The sequence below is a fragment of the Synechococcus sp. R65.1 genome (genome assembly GCF_047461755.1).
Taxonomy (GTDB): Bacteria; Cyanobacteriota; Cyanobacteriia; order Thermostichales; family Thermostichaceae; genus Thermostichus.
Window position 1 is genome coordinate 19,958 of the sequence record NZ_JANSHU010000007.1, and the last position, 14,924, is coordinate 34,881.

15 protein-coding genes are annotated in these 14,924 nt (G+C 59.9%); 13 read left to right on the forward strand and 2 right to left on the reverse strand.

The features are described 5' to 3' along the window. The first annotated feature begins 15 nt into the window (after positions 1 to 15). From NW814_RS04735 to bchM, 13 genes are all read left to right on the forward strand, one after another. Positions 16 to 471 carry a hypothetical protein gene (locus NW814_RS04735; protein WP_414405396.1) on the forward strand — a complete coding sequence of 152 codons (456 nt, stop codon included), beginning with the start codon at positions 16 to 18 and terminating at the stop codon, positions 469 to 471. 72 nt (positions 472 to 543) lie between these two features. Beyond that, positions 544 to 888 (forward strand): MgPME-cyclase complex family protein, encoded by a 345-nt coding sequence (locus NW814_RS04740; protein ID WP_414393331.1) that lies wholly within the window; start codon positions 544 to 546, stop codon positions 886 to 888. 215 nt (positions 889 to 1,103) lie between these two features. After that, a complete protein-coding gene (locus tag NW814_RS04745; RefSeq protein ID WP_414405397.1) occupies positions 1,104 to 2,636 on the forward strand; it encodes an MFS transporter in 1,533 nt (510 codons plus the stop codon). A 237-nt stretch (positions 2,637 to 2,873) separates the two neighbouring features. Further along, positions 2,874 to 4,046 carry a glycosyltransferase family 4 protein gene (locus NW814_RS04750; protein WP_414393335.1) on the forward strand — a complete coding sequence of 391 codons (1,173 nt, stop codon included), beginning with the start codon at positions 2,874 to 2,876 and terminating at the stop codon, positions 4,044 to 4,046. Between the two features lie 325 nt (positions 4,047 to 4,371). Further along, entirely contained in the window at positions 4,372 to 5,826 is a 1,455-nt protein-coding gene (locus NW814_RS04755) for a PP2C family protein-serine/threonine phosphatase (protein WP_414405398.1), read from the forward strand. 157 nt (positions 5,827 to 5,983) lie between these two features. Next, the gene (locus NW814_RS04760) at positions 5,984 to 6,181 is read left to right on the forward strand and encodes a hypothetical protein (RefSeq protein WP_414405399.1); all 198 of its coding nucleotides are present in this window, start codon (positions 5,984 to 5,986) and stop codon (positions 6,179 to 6,181) included. An 87-nt stretch (positions 6,182 to 6,268) separates the two neighbouring features. After that, positions 6,269 to 7,678: an argininosuccinate lyase gene (argH, locus tag NW814_RS04765; RefSeq protein WP_414405400.1), complete on the forward strand. Its 1,410-nt coding sequence runs from the start codon at positions 6,269 to 6,271 to the stop codon at positions 7,676 to 7,678. A gap of 96 nt (positions 7,679 to 7,774) precedes the next feature. Next, a complete protein-coding gene (locus tag NW814_RS04770) occupies positions 7,775 to 8,017 on the forward strand; it encodes a hypothetical protein (protein WP_414405401.1) in 243 nt (80 codons plus the stop codon). A 280-nt stretch (positions 8,018 to 8,297) separates the two neighbouring features. Further along, a complete protein-coding gene (locus NW814_RS04775; RefSeq protein WP_414405402.1) occupies positions 8,298 to 8,492 on the forward strand; it encodes a hypothetical protein in 195 nt (64 codons plus the stop codon). 306 nt (positions 8,493 to 8,798) lie between these two features. Continuing rightward, on the forward strand, positions 8,799 to 9,935 hold the full coding sequence (gene wecB, locus NW814_RS04780) for a non-hydrolyzing UDP-N-acetylglucosamine 2-epimerase (protein WP_414405403.1): 1,137 nt from the start codon (positions 8,799 to 8,801) through the stop codon (positions 9,933 to 9,935). Positions 9,936 to 10,402: 467 nt separating this feature from the next. Beyond that, positions 10,403 to 11,512 carry a cell division protein FtsZ gene (ftsZ, locus tag NW814_RS04785; RefSeq protein ID WP_414393345.1) on the forward strand — a complete coding sequence of 370 codons (1,110 nt, stop codon included), beginning with the start codon at positions 10,403 to 10,405 and terminating at the stop codon, positions 11,510 to 11,512. A gap of 49 nt (positions 11,513 to 11,561) precedes the next feature. Then, positions 11,562 to 12,539, forward strand: a complete 978-nt coding sequence (locus NW814_RS04790; protein ID WP_414405404.1) for a D-alanine--D-alanine ligase — start codon at positions 11,562 to 11,564, stop codon at positions 12,537 to 12,539. Positions 12,540 to 12,664: 125 nt separating this feature from the next. After that, positions 12,665 to 13,330 (forward strand): magnesium protoporphyrin IX methyltransferase, encoded by a 666-nt coding sequence (gene bchM / locus NW814_RS04795; RefSeq protein WP_414393348.1) that lies wholly within the window; start codon positions 12,665 to 12,667, stop codon positions 13,328 to 13,330. A 118-nt stretch (positions 13,331 to 13,448) separates the two neighbouring features. Here the strand turns inward: bchM and NW814_RS04800 are convergent, their stop codons facing one another. After that, the gene (locus NW814_RS04800; protein WP_414405405.1) at positions 13,449 to 14,195 is read right to left on the reverse strand and encodes a peptidylprolyl isomerase; all 747 of its coding nucleotides are present in this window, start codon (positions 14,193 to 14,195) and stop codon (positions 13,449 to 13,451) included. 15 nt (positions 14,196 to 14,210) lie between these two features. Further along, positions 14,211 to 14,885, reverse strand: a complete 675-nt coding sequence (locus tag NW814_RS04805) for a hypothetical protein (RefSeq protein WP_414405406.1) — start codon at positions 14,883 to 14,885, stop codon at positions 14,211 to 14,213. Positions 14,886 to 14,924: the final 39 nt, after the last annotated feature.

A 14,924-nucleotide genomic window follows, 5' to 3' on the forward strand; every position in this document is an offset into this window, starting at 1 on the left:
TCTTTACTTAGGCTCATGTCTCCTCCTCATGGATCCCTCCGTGCCGGCATCACTGCACTGAAGCAGGAGCGCTACCTAGAGGCGATCAACCTTCTTGAGTCTTTCTGCTACTGCTGCTCGATTCAAGGAAGCTCGCCGCGCCAGGGGGAGCGCAGCCGTCCTAAGCTAGACCCAGAGGAATGTGCTCTGGCTCGAGTGGCTCTGGTCATGGCCTATCAGGGCAGTGGCGACTTGGAGCGATCGACAGCCCTCTGCCAGGAGCTGCTGGAGCAGGGGGAGACTCCTTCAACTCCCCCCTGGGCACGGGAATGGGCAGCGCAGGCTCTTGCTACCCTCAAGCAGGCAGCAGAACACCCTATGCCCCCTGAGGAGGTGATGGCACGGTTGCCTGTCCTCCAGCAGTTGGAGGCCTGTCAGCCCCGCTGTAGCTCTCGCGACCTGGCCCCCTATCTGCTCAAGGCCACCCACTGACTGGCTGAATTTAAGAAGCTGGACTTTGGCAGCTAGGTTCTATCCTTTTCGCAGTAGGAAAGCTCCGAAAGTATGCCTGCCACTGAGCCCACTACCTATCACTTCATCGTTGGCAGTCTAGATTTTTTGCGGTCTGAACCTCTGGAGGAGGTGCTGGAGGAGCGTCGGCGACATTACGCGGAGCAGCATCGCCCCATTGATTTCCACTGGGTGCCCCAGCCAGCTTTCATGGAAGCTCCCGAGTTAAAACCCCTGCGCAACAAGTTGAAGGAGCCGCTAGGGGCAGTGGTCTCGACTAACGAGAATTTCATTCGCTGGCTGGCGGTGCGCCTTGGCTTTGTGGAAAAGGGCAGCTTTGTGGCCCCCAGTGAGTCGATTCCGGATCCCTTGCGCTCCCTGTCGTTGTCGGAAAGCTGAGAGGCTTGTCCCCATTGCTGCCTTGGCACCTTGCTGCGCCCAGAAGGACAAGCTGGGCGGCGAGGGGTAAGCTGCCCTAAAGGTGGCCGGAGAGGCGGGTTTGATTGCAGGCTAGGTCAAAATTTAAGATTAGGGCACCTCTCCCGCTCCAGCAGCAGCAAGGCTGTCGGGCAGCAGGAAAGGTGGGGGAGGGAGATAGGCTGGGCGGGGGCACCATGACTTGGGAACAACGAAGGGACTGGCTGCAAGAGGGAGCGGAGCTCTACTTAGTAGTGTCAACAGCGGCTATGGAGACGCTGAAGTCAGAGGAGCTGGGTTCTCCCCTTGAGCCGATAACAAGCCCTGCCTCTAGCTTGCCAGGGGGCCCAGCCGGGGATCCCTTGCCAGAGCCGCCTCCCGAGGATCCCAAAGAGAACAGCCCAACGGAGAAGCTAGAACAGGCGGATCCCCCTTTCTCAGGGACAGGCCTGGGAAACTTCGCTGCCGTGCTGGGCCGACGCAATTTCCTGCTGCTGTGGATGGGGCAGGTGTTTTCCCAGCTGGCCGACAAGGTGTTGTTGGTGCTGCTGATTGGGGTGACCTCCAAGCGGTTTCAGCCAGAGGGGGCTTCCATCAGCGGCTGGGTAGCGGCGGTTATGCTGGCCTTTACCCTGCCGGCAGTGTTGTTGGGCAGCTTGGCAGGGGTATTCGTGGATCGCTGGCCTAAGAAGGCCGTGCTGGTGCTCTCCAACGTGGTGCGCGGCATCCTGGTGCTGCTGCTGCCGCTGCTGCTCTGGCTGACGGCGGGGCGTGACCTTTGGCCAGGGATCCCTTTGGGCTTTGGCGGGCTGCTGCTGATTAGCTTTGCCGTCTCTGTCTTGACCCAGTTTTTTGCCCCTGCCGAACAGGCCACTCTGCCGCTAATCCTGACCAGGCGGGAGCTGTTGGCGGCCAACTCCCTTTACACCACGACGATGGTGGCTTCGCTGGTTGTCGGCTTTGCCATTGGCGAGCCGCTGTTGACGCTGGCGGAGCGTTGGGTGCGCACCTGGTTGCCCGGCTGGGAGGTGGGGCCAGAGCTGTTGGTGGGGGGAGCCTACCTTTTGGCGGGATCCCTGCTGCTGCTGTTGCAACCTCACGAGAAGCTAGAGCCCCGCTCCTGGGAAGCCCCCCATCTCTGGGAAGATCTCAAGCTGGGCCTACAGTACATCGGGCAAATGCCGCTGATCCGTGCAGCCCTGCTGCAGATGGTGGTGCTCTACTCGCTGTTTGCGGCCCTGGCGGTCTTGGCGGTGCGGATGGCGGAGGTGATGGCGGAGCTGGAAGCCGATCAGTTTGGAGTGTTGCTGGCTGCTGCCGGCCTAGGCATGGGGATTGGCGCCTTTTGGGTAGGGCACATAGGCCGAGGAGTAAGCCGTCGGGCCTGGAGCGGGCTGGGATCCCTCCTGCTGTCTCTGGCGCTGGTGGCTTTGTCGTGGACAGAGAGGAAGCTGTTTCCCAGCTTAGCCTGGATTGCTCTGCTGGGCTGTGGAGGGGCTTTGGTGGCGGTGCCGATGCAAACTCTGCTCCAGGAGGAAACGCCTGAACATCTGCGGGGCAAGGTGTTTGGGTTGCTCAACAATGCCGTTAACATTGCCCTCAGCTTGCCGCTGGTGTTGACAGGGGTAGCGGAAACCTATCTGGGCCTTTCCTGGACGTTTCTTGCCCTGGCAGTCTTAAATGCGTCGGCAGGAATGTACTTCTGGAGTTTGTTGAATAGAGAGGCTTGACTTCTTCGCCAGCTCTAGCTAGGTTGCTCCTTCCCAGCAGCGGTGCCGGCCTCCCCAAGCCCTCCGCGCCGCTGACGGCAGGGCAAGGCAGAGCTTAGGAACAGCCCCATAGCTACGCGCCGTCCTGCTGTCGGGCTGCTGCTAGCTTTCCCATGCCCAGGCAGCAAGCAGAGGGGGGATCCGCGTCTGCTAACCTTATGGGAGGTTTAACCGTTCTAGCAGCGTAGGGATCCACCCATGCACATTGCCTGGATAGGCAAGAAAACACCCTTTTGTGGCAACGTCACCTACAGCCGCGAGGTAACCAACGGCCTTTTGGAGCGGGGCCATCAGGTGAGCTTTTTCCACTTCACCAACGAAGAGGCCGCCGCTGAGGGGGGATCCCGTCCGGGGAGCAACTGGCGTGCCGAGCTGGAGGGGCGGGATGTCTCTCTGCCCTGTCTCTACAAGTCGCAGATCTACACGATCCCGGCTCCTAACGCCCGGCGGCTGCTGGAGCAAGCCCTGCGGGAATTGCAGCCGGATTTGGTGCATGCTTCTTTGACCATTTCGCCCATTGATTTTGCGTTGCCCGAGATCTGTGCTGAGCTCAACCAGCCCCTAGTGGCCACTTTCCACCCAGCTTTTGACCGACGGCGGCGCAACATCGCCTCCCGCACCCAATACTTGGCCTATCAGCTCTATGCCCCCTGTTTGGCCCACTACGATCGCACCATCGTCTTCTCGGAAACGCAGCGCCAGGTCCTGGTCAAACTGGGGGTGGGCAGCGAGCAGGTGGTGGTCATTCCCAATGGCGTCGATGTTGACAAGTATTCGCCAGGGCCCTCCACCCTCAAGCAGCGGCTAGGGCTAGAGCGGGTCTTCGTCTACCAAGGGCGGATCTCGCCGGAAAAGAATGTCGAGGCCCTGCTCAAAGCCTGGAAGCAGGCTCAAATGGGGGAAAAGTGCGGCCTGCTCATTGTGGGGGATGGACCCCTGCTCAATACCCTCAAGCCTTTCTACACCCGCCAGCACGGGATCTACTGGCTGGGCTATGTTGCCGACGAGCAGGAGCGCATTGAGATCTTGCGGGGATCCGACGTGTTCATTCTCCCCTCCTTGATCGAGGGGCTGTCTTTGTCGCTGTTGGAGGCAATGGCCTGTGGGGTAGCGGCGGTGGCCACTGACGTCGGCGCCGATGGCGAGGTTCTGGCGGACGGAGCCGGGATCCTGTTGGATCCAAGCCGAGTGACGGTGGAGCTGCAAACGCTATTGCCCCTCTTGCGGGATCAGCGGGAGTTTACCCAACTGCTGGGGATGAAAGCCCGCCAACGGGTTCTGGAGCGCTACACCCTCAGCCACAACCTCAGCCGCCTGGAACAGCTCTACCGAGAGGTGTGTCAGGGATCCCGTCAGCCCAGAAGGGCGTAGCCGCCAATGACCTCGACAACATGAACTCAAGCAGAGCCTTCGGGAGAAGACGGGGTAGAGCCTGTGCTATCTTTGCTAGACTGCATCGTTATGTTGCTGAGGGATTGGCTCTACCTTCCCCATGGAGGAGCACAGCCCGCAAAAAGCTTTACCGGCCCAGCCGCCCGCCGGGCGAGCAGGTTTGTCCTGGTCGGACTCCTTGCTTCCTCCCAAAGTTCTGCCTGCCTCGCTGCCGTCCACAACCGACCCGAGCACTCCCAGCTCAGGGCAGGAGGATCCCCGCTCTAGGCTTGGTACTGCCAAGGAGAAGGAGCCGCCAGCCCTCTTGCCCAGTCGGGCCAACAAAGCTGAAGTGGGGGCAGACCAGCAGTCGATGCTGTACTTGTTGGGAGGATTGGCTTTTGCCCTGCGCTCCTTCAATAACCTCAACCAGATCCTGGAGTTCACGGCTTTTGTGGCCAGCCAACTCACTGGGGCTGAGGGGGGAGCGCTGGTGTTGTTTAACCCCAACGGCACTATTCAACTGGATCAACTGCACTGTTTCGATCTCGATCGCCGCGAGCAGATTCGCGCCGAGATGGAGCAGATTGCCCAAGCCCTATCTGCTCAGGAGCCTCTTCTCAAACTAGAGGGATCCCTGGCGGTGAAGATCCCAGCTCTTGAACATCTTCTGGACGAGCGTCTGCGCCAGATCCTGGGGCCGGATGGGCGCCTATTTGGCACGCCGCTGTTGATCCGTAACTCTGTCCAGGGTCGCTTGTACGTCTTCAGCCGCCAGCCCAACTACCACTGGACCGAGCCTCGCCAGCAACTTTTGCGCCTAGTGGCTGACCAAGCGGGTGTAGCCATCGAGAATGAGCGCCTGCGGACAGCCTTGCGCCGCAGAATGGCCCTGGAAAAAGAAATGGAGATCGGCTCCTACATCCAGACCCAACTGTTGCCCCGCCAATACCCCCAAGTTCGGGGCATTCGACTGGCAGCCCGCTGCCGCGTAGCCAGCAAAGTGGGGGGCGACTACTACGATTTCATCAAGATCCCGAGGGGGCCTGCCTCTGCAGAGCCGGCCAGCAACCGGGCGGAACCGCCTGAGCCCTCCGCAGACTCTCGCCTAGCGATTGTCATTGGGGATGTCATGGGCAAAGGTGTACCTGCCGGGCTGCTCATGAGCATGACCCGCGCCATGGTGCGGGCAGAAGCTCTTAACGGCCACTCGCCGGCCCGCGTTCTCCAACATCTCAATCGGGCCATGTACAGCGATCTCAAAAACTCCAGTCGCTTTATCAGCCTGTTTTACTCGGAGTACGATCCCTGCTCCCGTCGCCTGTGCTTTGGCAACGCCGCCCACAACCCTCCCCTCTGGTGGCAGGCCCGCACCCGTGAGATTCAGCCTTTGGATACGGAAGGGGCGCTGATTGGCTTGGAGGAGCACAGCCAATACTCAGAAAGCTGTGTGCAACTGCAGCCAGGAGATGTTGTAGTCTACTACACCGATGGCTATATTGAGGTTGCCAATACCCGCGGGGAGCGGCTGGAGACTGCCGGTCTAATGGATGCTATCCAGCGGGCTGCCAGCTGCTACGAGTCGCCAGAGGAGATCCTGGAAAGTCTCTTTGCGCAGATGGATGCTTTCCGAGGCCGCCAGGGAGTCCACTTTGTTGTCCCAGAGCCAGCGGTGGAGCTAGAGCTCCTGTTCCGGGAGGAAATTTCCCTGCGACCTATGCCGGTGGACGATACCACCCTGGTGGTGCTGAAGGTGTTGCCGGAGCCTGAGGCCGCCTAGCTCCAGAAGGTCTGGAGTTGGATGGCCAAGGGTAGGGCTACCGTTTGCGCTAGTGGGACGGAACCTCACCTGCCCTAGTGTGACGCGCAGAGTTTACAGTACTCTCTAGCTGGGGGAATTCGTCCGTCTTTACTTGAGCTTTACCGGAGGTATGGGCATGAACTTCACTTCCTCTTACCTGCCAGCTCCGCCCGCCTTGCAGACAAAGGCCATCGTTGCCCAGGTGTTCCGCCAAGATGTGCTGGGCGATATCCGCAAAGGTTGGAACAACTTTGTGGAATCAGGCCAAATTTGGGCGCTTCTGATAGGGCTGGTGGCGGGCTACATGCTCAAGAGCATCACCAGCTCCCACTAAGGCTAGGTGGGCTTTGGCAGGGGTCTTCTAGCCATTGCAAGGCAGGCTTTTGTTTCCACGGCAGCCATCTTTTGGGTGCTGGTTCCTATGCCTGAGCCAACCTCACCTTCCACCCCCCGTCCCTGGAGCAGCCGCTTCGAGGGATCCCTACACCCCCAAATTGCCCGCTTCAACGCCAGCATAAGCTTTGACATTCGCCTTTTGCCCTACGAGGTGGCCGGATCCCTGGCCCACGTGCAGATGCTGGGGGCCTGCGGCATCCTGAGCCGGGAAGAGGCGGAGCAAATTCGGCAAGGGCTGGAGCAGATCCAGAAAGAGGCAGCCGAGGGGAGTTTTCAGCCTGACCCAGAGGCTGAAGATGTCCACTACGCCGTCGAGCGCCGGCTGGTAGCGTTGGTAGGGGAGGTGGGGAAAAAGCTGCACACCGGCCGCTCCCGCAACGACCAAGTGGCCACCGACTTGCGCCTTTACCTGCGGGATCAAATTGACGCCATCCGCCATTCTCTCTGGGAGCTGCGAGGGGTTTTGCTGGAGTTGGCTAGCCAGCACGTGGAGACAATCCTGCCCGGCTACACTCACCTGCAGCGGGCCCAGCCCGTTAGCCTAGCCCATCACCTTTTGGCCTACGAAGAGATGTTCTGGCGGGACTGGCAAAGGCTGGGGCGAGTGCGGGAGGAGGTCAACGTCTGTCCCCTGGGATCTGGGGCGCTAGCCGGCACTTCCCTGCCCATCGACCGGCAGTTTGTTGCTCATCTGCTGGGGTTTGAGCGCATCAGTGCCAACAGCCTGGATGCAGTGAGCGACCGCGACTTCCTCGTAGAGTTCCACGCCGCCGCCAGCTTGATCATGGTTCACCTCAGCCGCCTCTCGGAAGAGATTGTCCTCTGGGCCTCGCAGGAGTTTGGCTTTGTCGCCCTCACCGATACCTGTGCTACCGGCTCTAGCCTTATGCCCCAGAAGAAAAACCCCGACGTGGCAGAACTGGTGCGGGGCAAAACCGGGCGGGTGTTTGGGCATCTGCAAGCCCTGCTGGTTACCCTCAAAGGGCTGCCCCTGGCCTACAACAAAGACTTGCAGGAGGACAAGGAGGGGCTTTTTGATACTGTCGATACTGTCAAAGCCTGCCTAGAGGCGATGCGGATCCTCCTGCGAGAAGGGATCCAGTTCCAAACCCAACGCCTGGAGGCCGCGGTGCAGGCAGACTTTTCCAATGCCACCGATGTAGCCGACTACCTGGTGCGCAAAGGAGTGCCTTTTCGCACTGCTCACGACCTGGTGGGGCGGATTGTGCGCACCTGTCTTGCGGAAGGGATCCTGTTAAAGGATTTGCCCCTGGAGCGCTGGAAAAGCTTTCACCCGGCCTTTGGGGAGGATATCTTTACGGCCATCGATCCCCGTCAGGTTGTGGCTGCGCGGCTTAGCCCCGGCGGAACTGGCTTTGCCGCAGTGCGACAGGCCCTGCAACGAGCCCATGCCCGCCACCAGCAACCAGACTAGCGTAAACTCTGGCTCAGCCCACCCTAGGAGGAGCTCCATATTGGAGGCAGGATGCAATTCTAAGCCACCTCCCTGCCCCCCTTTGCTCTGGGGGAAGTGGTAGAAGCCAACACCGCCACCTTTGTGGCCCAGGTCCTTGAGCTGGAACGCCTGGCCTTCCCGACTCTGCCTGCTCTATCTACGGAGTGGTTTGCTACGCAGCCATCACGCCTGTTGACCCAGTTCACCGACCCAGAGCTTTGGGTCTTTCCCCCAACAGCTGCGGGAGCAGCAACCCCAAGTTTTAGCGACTTCCGCGCCCGTCCCTATTCCTGCTCTGAGGGCAAGATGTGGGAGTAGTTTCTGTACACCCTGCTGCGCCTCAACGGCATTCCCAACAAGGAGTTGGTGGTTGCTGTCATCCGCCAGCCCTAGAGATCGCCACTGGTTAGTGCAGGCAGGGCGGCAGTTGAGCTGGCTGCGGCGGGAGGGTTACGAGCGCCTGAGTGCAATTTTACGAAAGATTGAAGCCTAGGCGAAGAAATATTGAGAACAGCTCTGAATCATGCCGAAATAGCCTCTGAGGATGGTAGCCTGAAACAGACTCTGGGAAACACTCTTTACCTTCTCTTGGGTTGAAATGTCTAACAAGTTTAACCCCTTTGGCAAACCCTCCAAGGGTAATTGGGCAGGCCGCACTTTTTCTGCTGCTGTTGGCGCCTCCTTGGCTGCTGGGGTTTGCATAGCTCACGGCAAGCCCCTTCTCTTCTCGCTGCTGGTGGCCACTTGCGCAACGGTGTTTACTCTCATCTGTGACGAAATGGAGTGGATTTAAGCCTAGCAGTAGCTTTGCCTTCTCCCACGACCAACATTTCTCTCATTTTGTGCGATAAAAGCTGAAAGAAGATCGTTAAAACCCAACCTAAAGAGAGGGATTCTTGTTCCTCCGCTTCGACTTCGGGGGCTGCAGGATCCCTCTTCATCTGTTCTAGTGGGCGTGTGGAGGTGGAGCTGCCACCAGGTTGCCTGTTGGCAGAGCTAAAGTGGGGCAGGTCTTCACGACAAGGGCGGCTATAGTCTCTGTTGAGAACCCTGCCGACCAAAGGCCTCCGGAGCAGATTAGTCCATTGCCCTTGATCCCATGGCTTCCCCTCCTCTGGTTTCTGTAATCTTGGGTACGCGGCCCGAGGCCATTAAGCTGGCTCCAGTGATCCAGGCCTTGCGGGCCAGTCCCTACCTGCGCACCGAGGTCGTCCTGACGGGGCAACACCGAGAGATGGTGGATCAGGTGATGCGGCTTTTTGGCCTCCAGGCGGACTGGGACTTGGGGATCATGCGGCCTCGCCAAAGCCTAGCTGATATTACCGAAGCCACCCTGCGCGGCCTAGAACCCTACTTGCAAGGGAAACAGCCCCAACTGGTTTTGGTTCAGGGTGACACCACGACAGCCTTTGCTGCCGCCCTGGCTGCTTTTTACCAACGCATTCCCGTGGGGCATGTGGAAGCCGGCCTGCGCACCGACGATCTTTACCACCCTTTTCCCGAGGAGGCCAACCGCCGCCTCATCTCCCAGTTGGCTACCCTCCACTTTGCCCCCACGCCGCAGGCCGTGGAAAACCTCAAGCGCAGCCACGTGGTGGGATCCATCTACTGCACGGGCAACACCGTCATCGATGCCCTACAGCAGGTGGCTTCCCTTGGGATCCCCTGTCCTATCCCCGGCCTAGACTGGGAGCGCTATCGCGTTTTGCTGGTTACCATACACCGGCGGGAAAACTGGGGGGATCCCCTTCAAGCCATTGCCAAGGCTCTCCTGCAACTTTTGGCTGAGTTCCCCGACACGGCTATTCTTTTACCTCTCCACCCCAACCCAGTCGTGCGGGAGCCCCTGCAAGCGCTCTTGGGATCCCAGGAGCGGGTCTTTCTCACTGATCCCTTGGACTATCCCTGCTGGGTAAGCGCCATGCAGCGCTGTACTTTCATTCTCACTGATTCGGGCGGCATTCAGGAAGAGGCCCCTGCCCTGGGCAAGCCGGTGCTGGTGCTGCGGCAAACCACTGAACGCCCCGAGGCGATTGCTGCTGGCACCGCCCGCCTGGTCGGCACCCACCCCGAAAAGATCCTGGAGGCGGCTCGGGAGTTGCTTACCGACCCTCAAGCCTACGCCCGCATGGCACAAGCCAAAAACCCCTTCGGTGACGGCACAGCCGCCCAGCAAATTTGCCGCCTCATCGAGAGTCAGTTCGCCGCAAGAGCTAGTATTCTAAGCGGAGATTAGCTTACAGGAAGATACCAGCCTGTTTTAAGGGCAACGGTCTATCTCCTTCAGCTCTATGTACTGTAGAGCATATGGGTTCGTAGGCAAGTTAGCATTCCTAGAAAGCTCAACTTCAAGGGGGGATGCGTAAGTAAAGTAGCGAACATAAAAGAGCCTAGACTATCCCAGTGAGGCCTTTGGGAAGCTGTTACCTGGCAAAAAACGTTTTTAACATTGGCAAAGAAGGGGAGTTGCCTTAGGATCGGCTAGGATGTTTAGCATTGGCTAGGATAATTAATAAAGATATCCTGAGGGCTGATATGCCATCCAGTTGGTCTTATACCTTCTCCCCTAGTCCTGATCAGGGTCTGGGGCAGGCCCACTCAGCTTCTTCTTGCTCCAGCCAACCCTCCCTAGGCGGAGGGCTGGCAGCCAACTTTGAAGGGAACGGGGCTCAGACTAAGGCGGCAGGTTATCCAGAGGAAAGCATGCTGAGCAATGCCGCAAAAATCAAGGTCGTGGGGGTGGGGGGAGGAGGTGGCAACGCAGTCAACCGGATGGCAGCTAGTAATCTCAAGGGCGTCGAGTTTTGGAGCATCAACACCGATGCCCAGGCGCTTGCCCAATCCTCAGCGCCAACAGTAAACCGTCTGCAAATCGGGCAAAAGCTAACTCGTGGACTAGGGGCAGGCGGCAATCCGGCCATTGGTCAAAAAGCGGCCGAGGAGTCCAGCGAGGAAATTGCCGCCATTCTCAAAGGGGCAGATCTGGTCTTCATTGCTGCTGGCATGGGAGGGGGCACAGGAACAGGGGGAGCGCCGGTGGTGGCCCAGATTGCCAAGGCTAGCGGCGCCCTGACCGTGGGAGTGGTGACGCGGCCTTTTTCTTTTGAGGGCAAGCGGCGCGCCAAGCAAGCTGAAGAAGGGATCCAAGCCCTGCAGGAGGCAGTGGATACCTTGATTGTGATCCCCAACGACAAGTTGCTCTCGGTAATCTCTGAGCAAACCCCTGTGCACGAAGCCTTTCGCGTTGCCGATGATGTCCTACGCCAGGGAGTGCAAGGTATCTCGGACATCATTCTCATCCCCGGCATGATCAACGTGGATTTTGCCGATGTGCGCAGCGTCATGGCCGATGCTGGGACTGCCCTGATGGGCATTGGGATGGGATCCGGTAAGTCCCGTGCCCGCGAAGCCGCCATTACTGCTGTGTCCTCTCCCCTTTTGGAAACCTCCATCGAGGGGGCCAAGGGCGTACTCTTCAACATCACGGGCGGACTGGATCTGTCGTTGCACGAGGTAACGGTAGCAGCGGAGATCATCGCCGAGGCTGTAGATCCAGAGGCCAACATTATCTTTGGCACGGTGCAAGACGAGCGCATGCAAGGCGAGGTGCGCATCACCGTTATCGCCACAGGTTTTGACCGCTCGCGATCGGCTGCTAGCCCTCCCGCGGCGAAGACCTCCACAGCCAACTCAGTGGGAACGCGCAAGCCCTCCTCAGAGCCACCCCCTCGGCAGCCCCCTGAGCCTGAGCCCCCGACTTCTGGGGGGTTGGACATCCCCGAGTTTTTACGCCGCCGCCGTCCCACCCTCTAGCCAGGGGAGGGGGCAATGCTGGGGAAAGCTTTGGAGGTGGGGAGGAGTCATGAACATTGTTGTACTAGCGGGAGGCCGTTCGGCAGAACGGCAGATCTCCCTAGTGACAGGGAGAGCCTGCAAGCGGGCTCTGGAGGACTTGGGGCATCGGGTCAAGCTCATCGACCCGGAGGAAGATTTGCCCCTGCGTCTCTGGCAGGAACGGCAATCTGGCTGCGACTTCGTCTGGATTGCCCTGCATGGTCCGGGTGGCGAGGATGGTGTGGTGCAGGGGATGCTGGACTGGCTGGGCCTGCCCTACCAGGGATCCGGGCCGCTGGCCAGCGCCCTAGCTATGGACAAGCTGGTCTCCAAGCAGATCTTTCGTGCCGAAGGGGTTCCTACCCCTGACTGGTTGGTCTGGGATGAGGCACAGCCGCTCTCCTGGGCTGAGTGTGCGGCGCGCTTGGGATCGCCGCTGGTGGTAAAGCCCAGCAACGGTGGCTCGACGCTGGGGATCAGCATTGTGCAGGATGAGCAGTCGTTTGCCCAGGGGCTGGAGTTGGCCCGCTCGATCTCAGCGCGGGTTTTCCTGGAGCGCTACATTCCTGGCAAGGAGATTACCCTTGCTATTCTCTCCGGCCAAGTTCTGCCGGCCATTGAGATCATCCCGGCGCGAGGGGATTTCTACGATTACGAAGCCAAGTACGCCCCCGGCGGCTCGCGGCACTTGATCCCCTGTTCCCTCAGCTCGTCAGGATTAGCCCGCTGTGAGGCCGTGGGCCTCGAGGCCTATCGGGTGCTGGGGTGCGAGGGTTTGGCGCGGGTGGATCTGCGGGTGGACGCCGACGAGAACCCCTGGGTGCTGGAGGTGAATACCTTGCCTGGCATGACTCCTACCTCCCTCTGTCCTGAGGCAGCGGCGGCTCTGGGCTGGACGTTTACGGAGCTGGTAGACCGGATCTTGCAAGATGCCCTGCAGAGAGCGGCTGCAACTCGCTCAGCCTTGCCTGCATCTCGGTCTTCTCCCCTGGGTTCGCCAGCCTGATAGGAACGCTGGCTTTCTGGTAGCAGCGCCTCCAAAAGTGGCGGCAGCGGCTTCGGGGTAAAATTGGGCAGAAAGGCCCCCGGCAGAGGGGGTTTCCCTGCAAAGGCAGGGCAGCGGTGAGTTCTATGCAAGAAAAAACCATTGTCCGCAATTATTTCAACACCGTTGGCTTCGAGCGCTGGCGCCGCATCTACGGCGAAGAGGAAGTTAACTTCGTCCAAAAGGACATCCGACTGGGCCATGCCCGCACGATTGAAACGGTGTTGCAGTGGCTAGGGGATCCCTCCGGTTTGCGCATTTGCGATGCCGGGTGTGGGGTGGGCAGCCTTAGCCTGCCTCTGGCTGCTCGTGGGGCGCAGGTGTTTGCCAGCGACATTTCCGAACAAATGGTCAACGAAGCACGTCGCCGGCAGCAGATTGAGCTGGGATCCCTGGACAACCCCCAGTTTCAGGTCTTGGATCTGGAGGAGCTAACGGGGCAGTACGATGTTGTCATCTGCCTGGACGTGATGATCCACTACCCCGAAGCCGACGCCCTGCGCATGCTTAAGCACTTGACCAGCCTGGCCAAGTCCCGCCTGATCTTCAGCTTTGCTCCCAAAAGCCCCTGGCTGACGCTGCTCAAGAAAGTAGGGGAGTTCTTCCCTGGATCCACCAAAACCACCCGTGCCTACCTCCACCGCGAGGCCACCTTGGTCAGCCACCTTGTCGGGTGGGGCTGGAAAGTCCAGCAACGACAAGCCATTCAAACCCGCTTCTACTTCGCCCGTCTGCTCGATCTGGTGCGCTAAATCCGGCGGAGGGGAGCCGATAACTTTTGCAGGACAAGCCGCGCCTTGGCCTACACTTCCCAATCGGGTGTTGGCAACTGGAAACGGCGGCCTCTTGGCAAGGGAACGGTCGGGATCCCTAGTTTGCAGCTGGCTTTGGACTTCCCGGCACCCGCAGCAGCTCTGCCCCTTCGAGTACCCGCGCCGAGCGGATGACATCTCCCACCTGGATGCGCTCCACCCACTCCATGCCACTGGTGACATAGCCAAACACGGCATAGCGCCCATCCAAAATTGGCAGAGCAGAGAGGGCGATATAGAACTGGGAAGAGGCCGAATCCAGAGGGCTGGAGCGGGCCATGCCCACCGCCCCCAAACGATGGGGCAAAACCAACTTGCTCAGGGCTACGGGATCCTCAATCAAAGTGTTGTAGCGGGGGTAGGGTTCTCCGCGCACCTGGATTTCCAAAGGGATAGTGCGCAGGCGGTTGCTGCCTGGCTCGGTGGCGCCACCGGTGCCATCCCCTCGGGGATCTCCTCCCTGCACCACAAACGGTTGGGGATCTTTCTCTACCCGATGGAAAGTCAAGCCCTTGTAGAAGCCCCGCTGCACCAAGTCGACAAATTGGCCAGCCGTAAGGGGCGCCGCATCGCCGCGGATCTCTAGAAGCACCCGCCCTAGGCCTTCAGCGGTCTCGATTTCCAGTTCCACCACTGCCTTGCCCTGCAGCTGGGGGCGATCGGCGTAGGCCGCCGGGATCCCCTTTGCGGCTTCCGGTGCAGGAGGCATGCTGCGGCAGGCCAGCAGACTGAGACAAACATATCCCAACACGCAGGCAATCCCCGCCCTGCGACGGCTTCCTTTCCCCAGCCTGCCCACTGCCATCTGTGCGCTTCCCTCCTAAATTGACTGAGGTAACCCCAACTGCAGGGTAACGCTGCGGACACCATTGCTCACGGCCACCCCGTGGGGGCTGATGGAGGTGACCTGCCACTCGCCTTTCACCGTCTGGCCAACCGGCACCTGCCGCATCACTTTGTCCACCAAGATCAAGGCCTTGGGAGCGCCTGGATCGTGGATCAACCCCACCAATTTCATCTGCGGCGGTGCTGGAGGCGGAATCCGTGCCGGCGGATTAGACACGCGAGCAGAAGGGGGAGGGCCGGCTGCTAGAGCAACAGAGGGGCTGGCGGCCGCTGTCAGCCTTGCCGAGGGCGCCTCTGGCTTCTTCCCTCTTGGCTCTTGAGACGGAACCTGTTCAGGCAACTTGGGAGGGTTTTCATCCTTCGAAGCCAAGGAGAGCTCTTGGGCTGGCAGGGAAGCAGAATAGACAGGCTCAGGCCTCTCGTGGCTGGGATCCCTCGTCGGTACAGAAGCAGCTGGGGAGAAAACCCGTGGCCGAGAGTCCAGGGTCATCCAGAAGGCCAGACCTGCCACCAGCGCGGCTGCCGAAGCCAAGCCCAGCAGCAGTCCACCTCTCGCTGAAGAACGGCGGGGAAGCAAAGGGGGGCGCGTACCCCAATAGGGATACTCCTCCGCCCCCTCTTCCTCTAGGCTTTGCTCCAACTCCTCCAAGAGCTCATCCAGCAGAGAGTCTGCTTGAGTTGTGTAGCT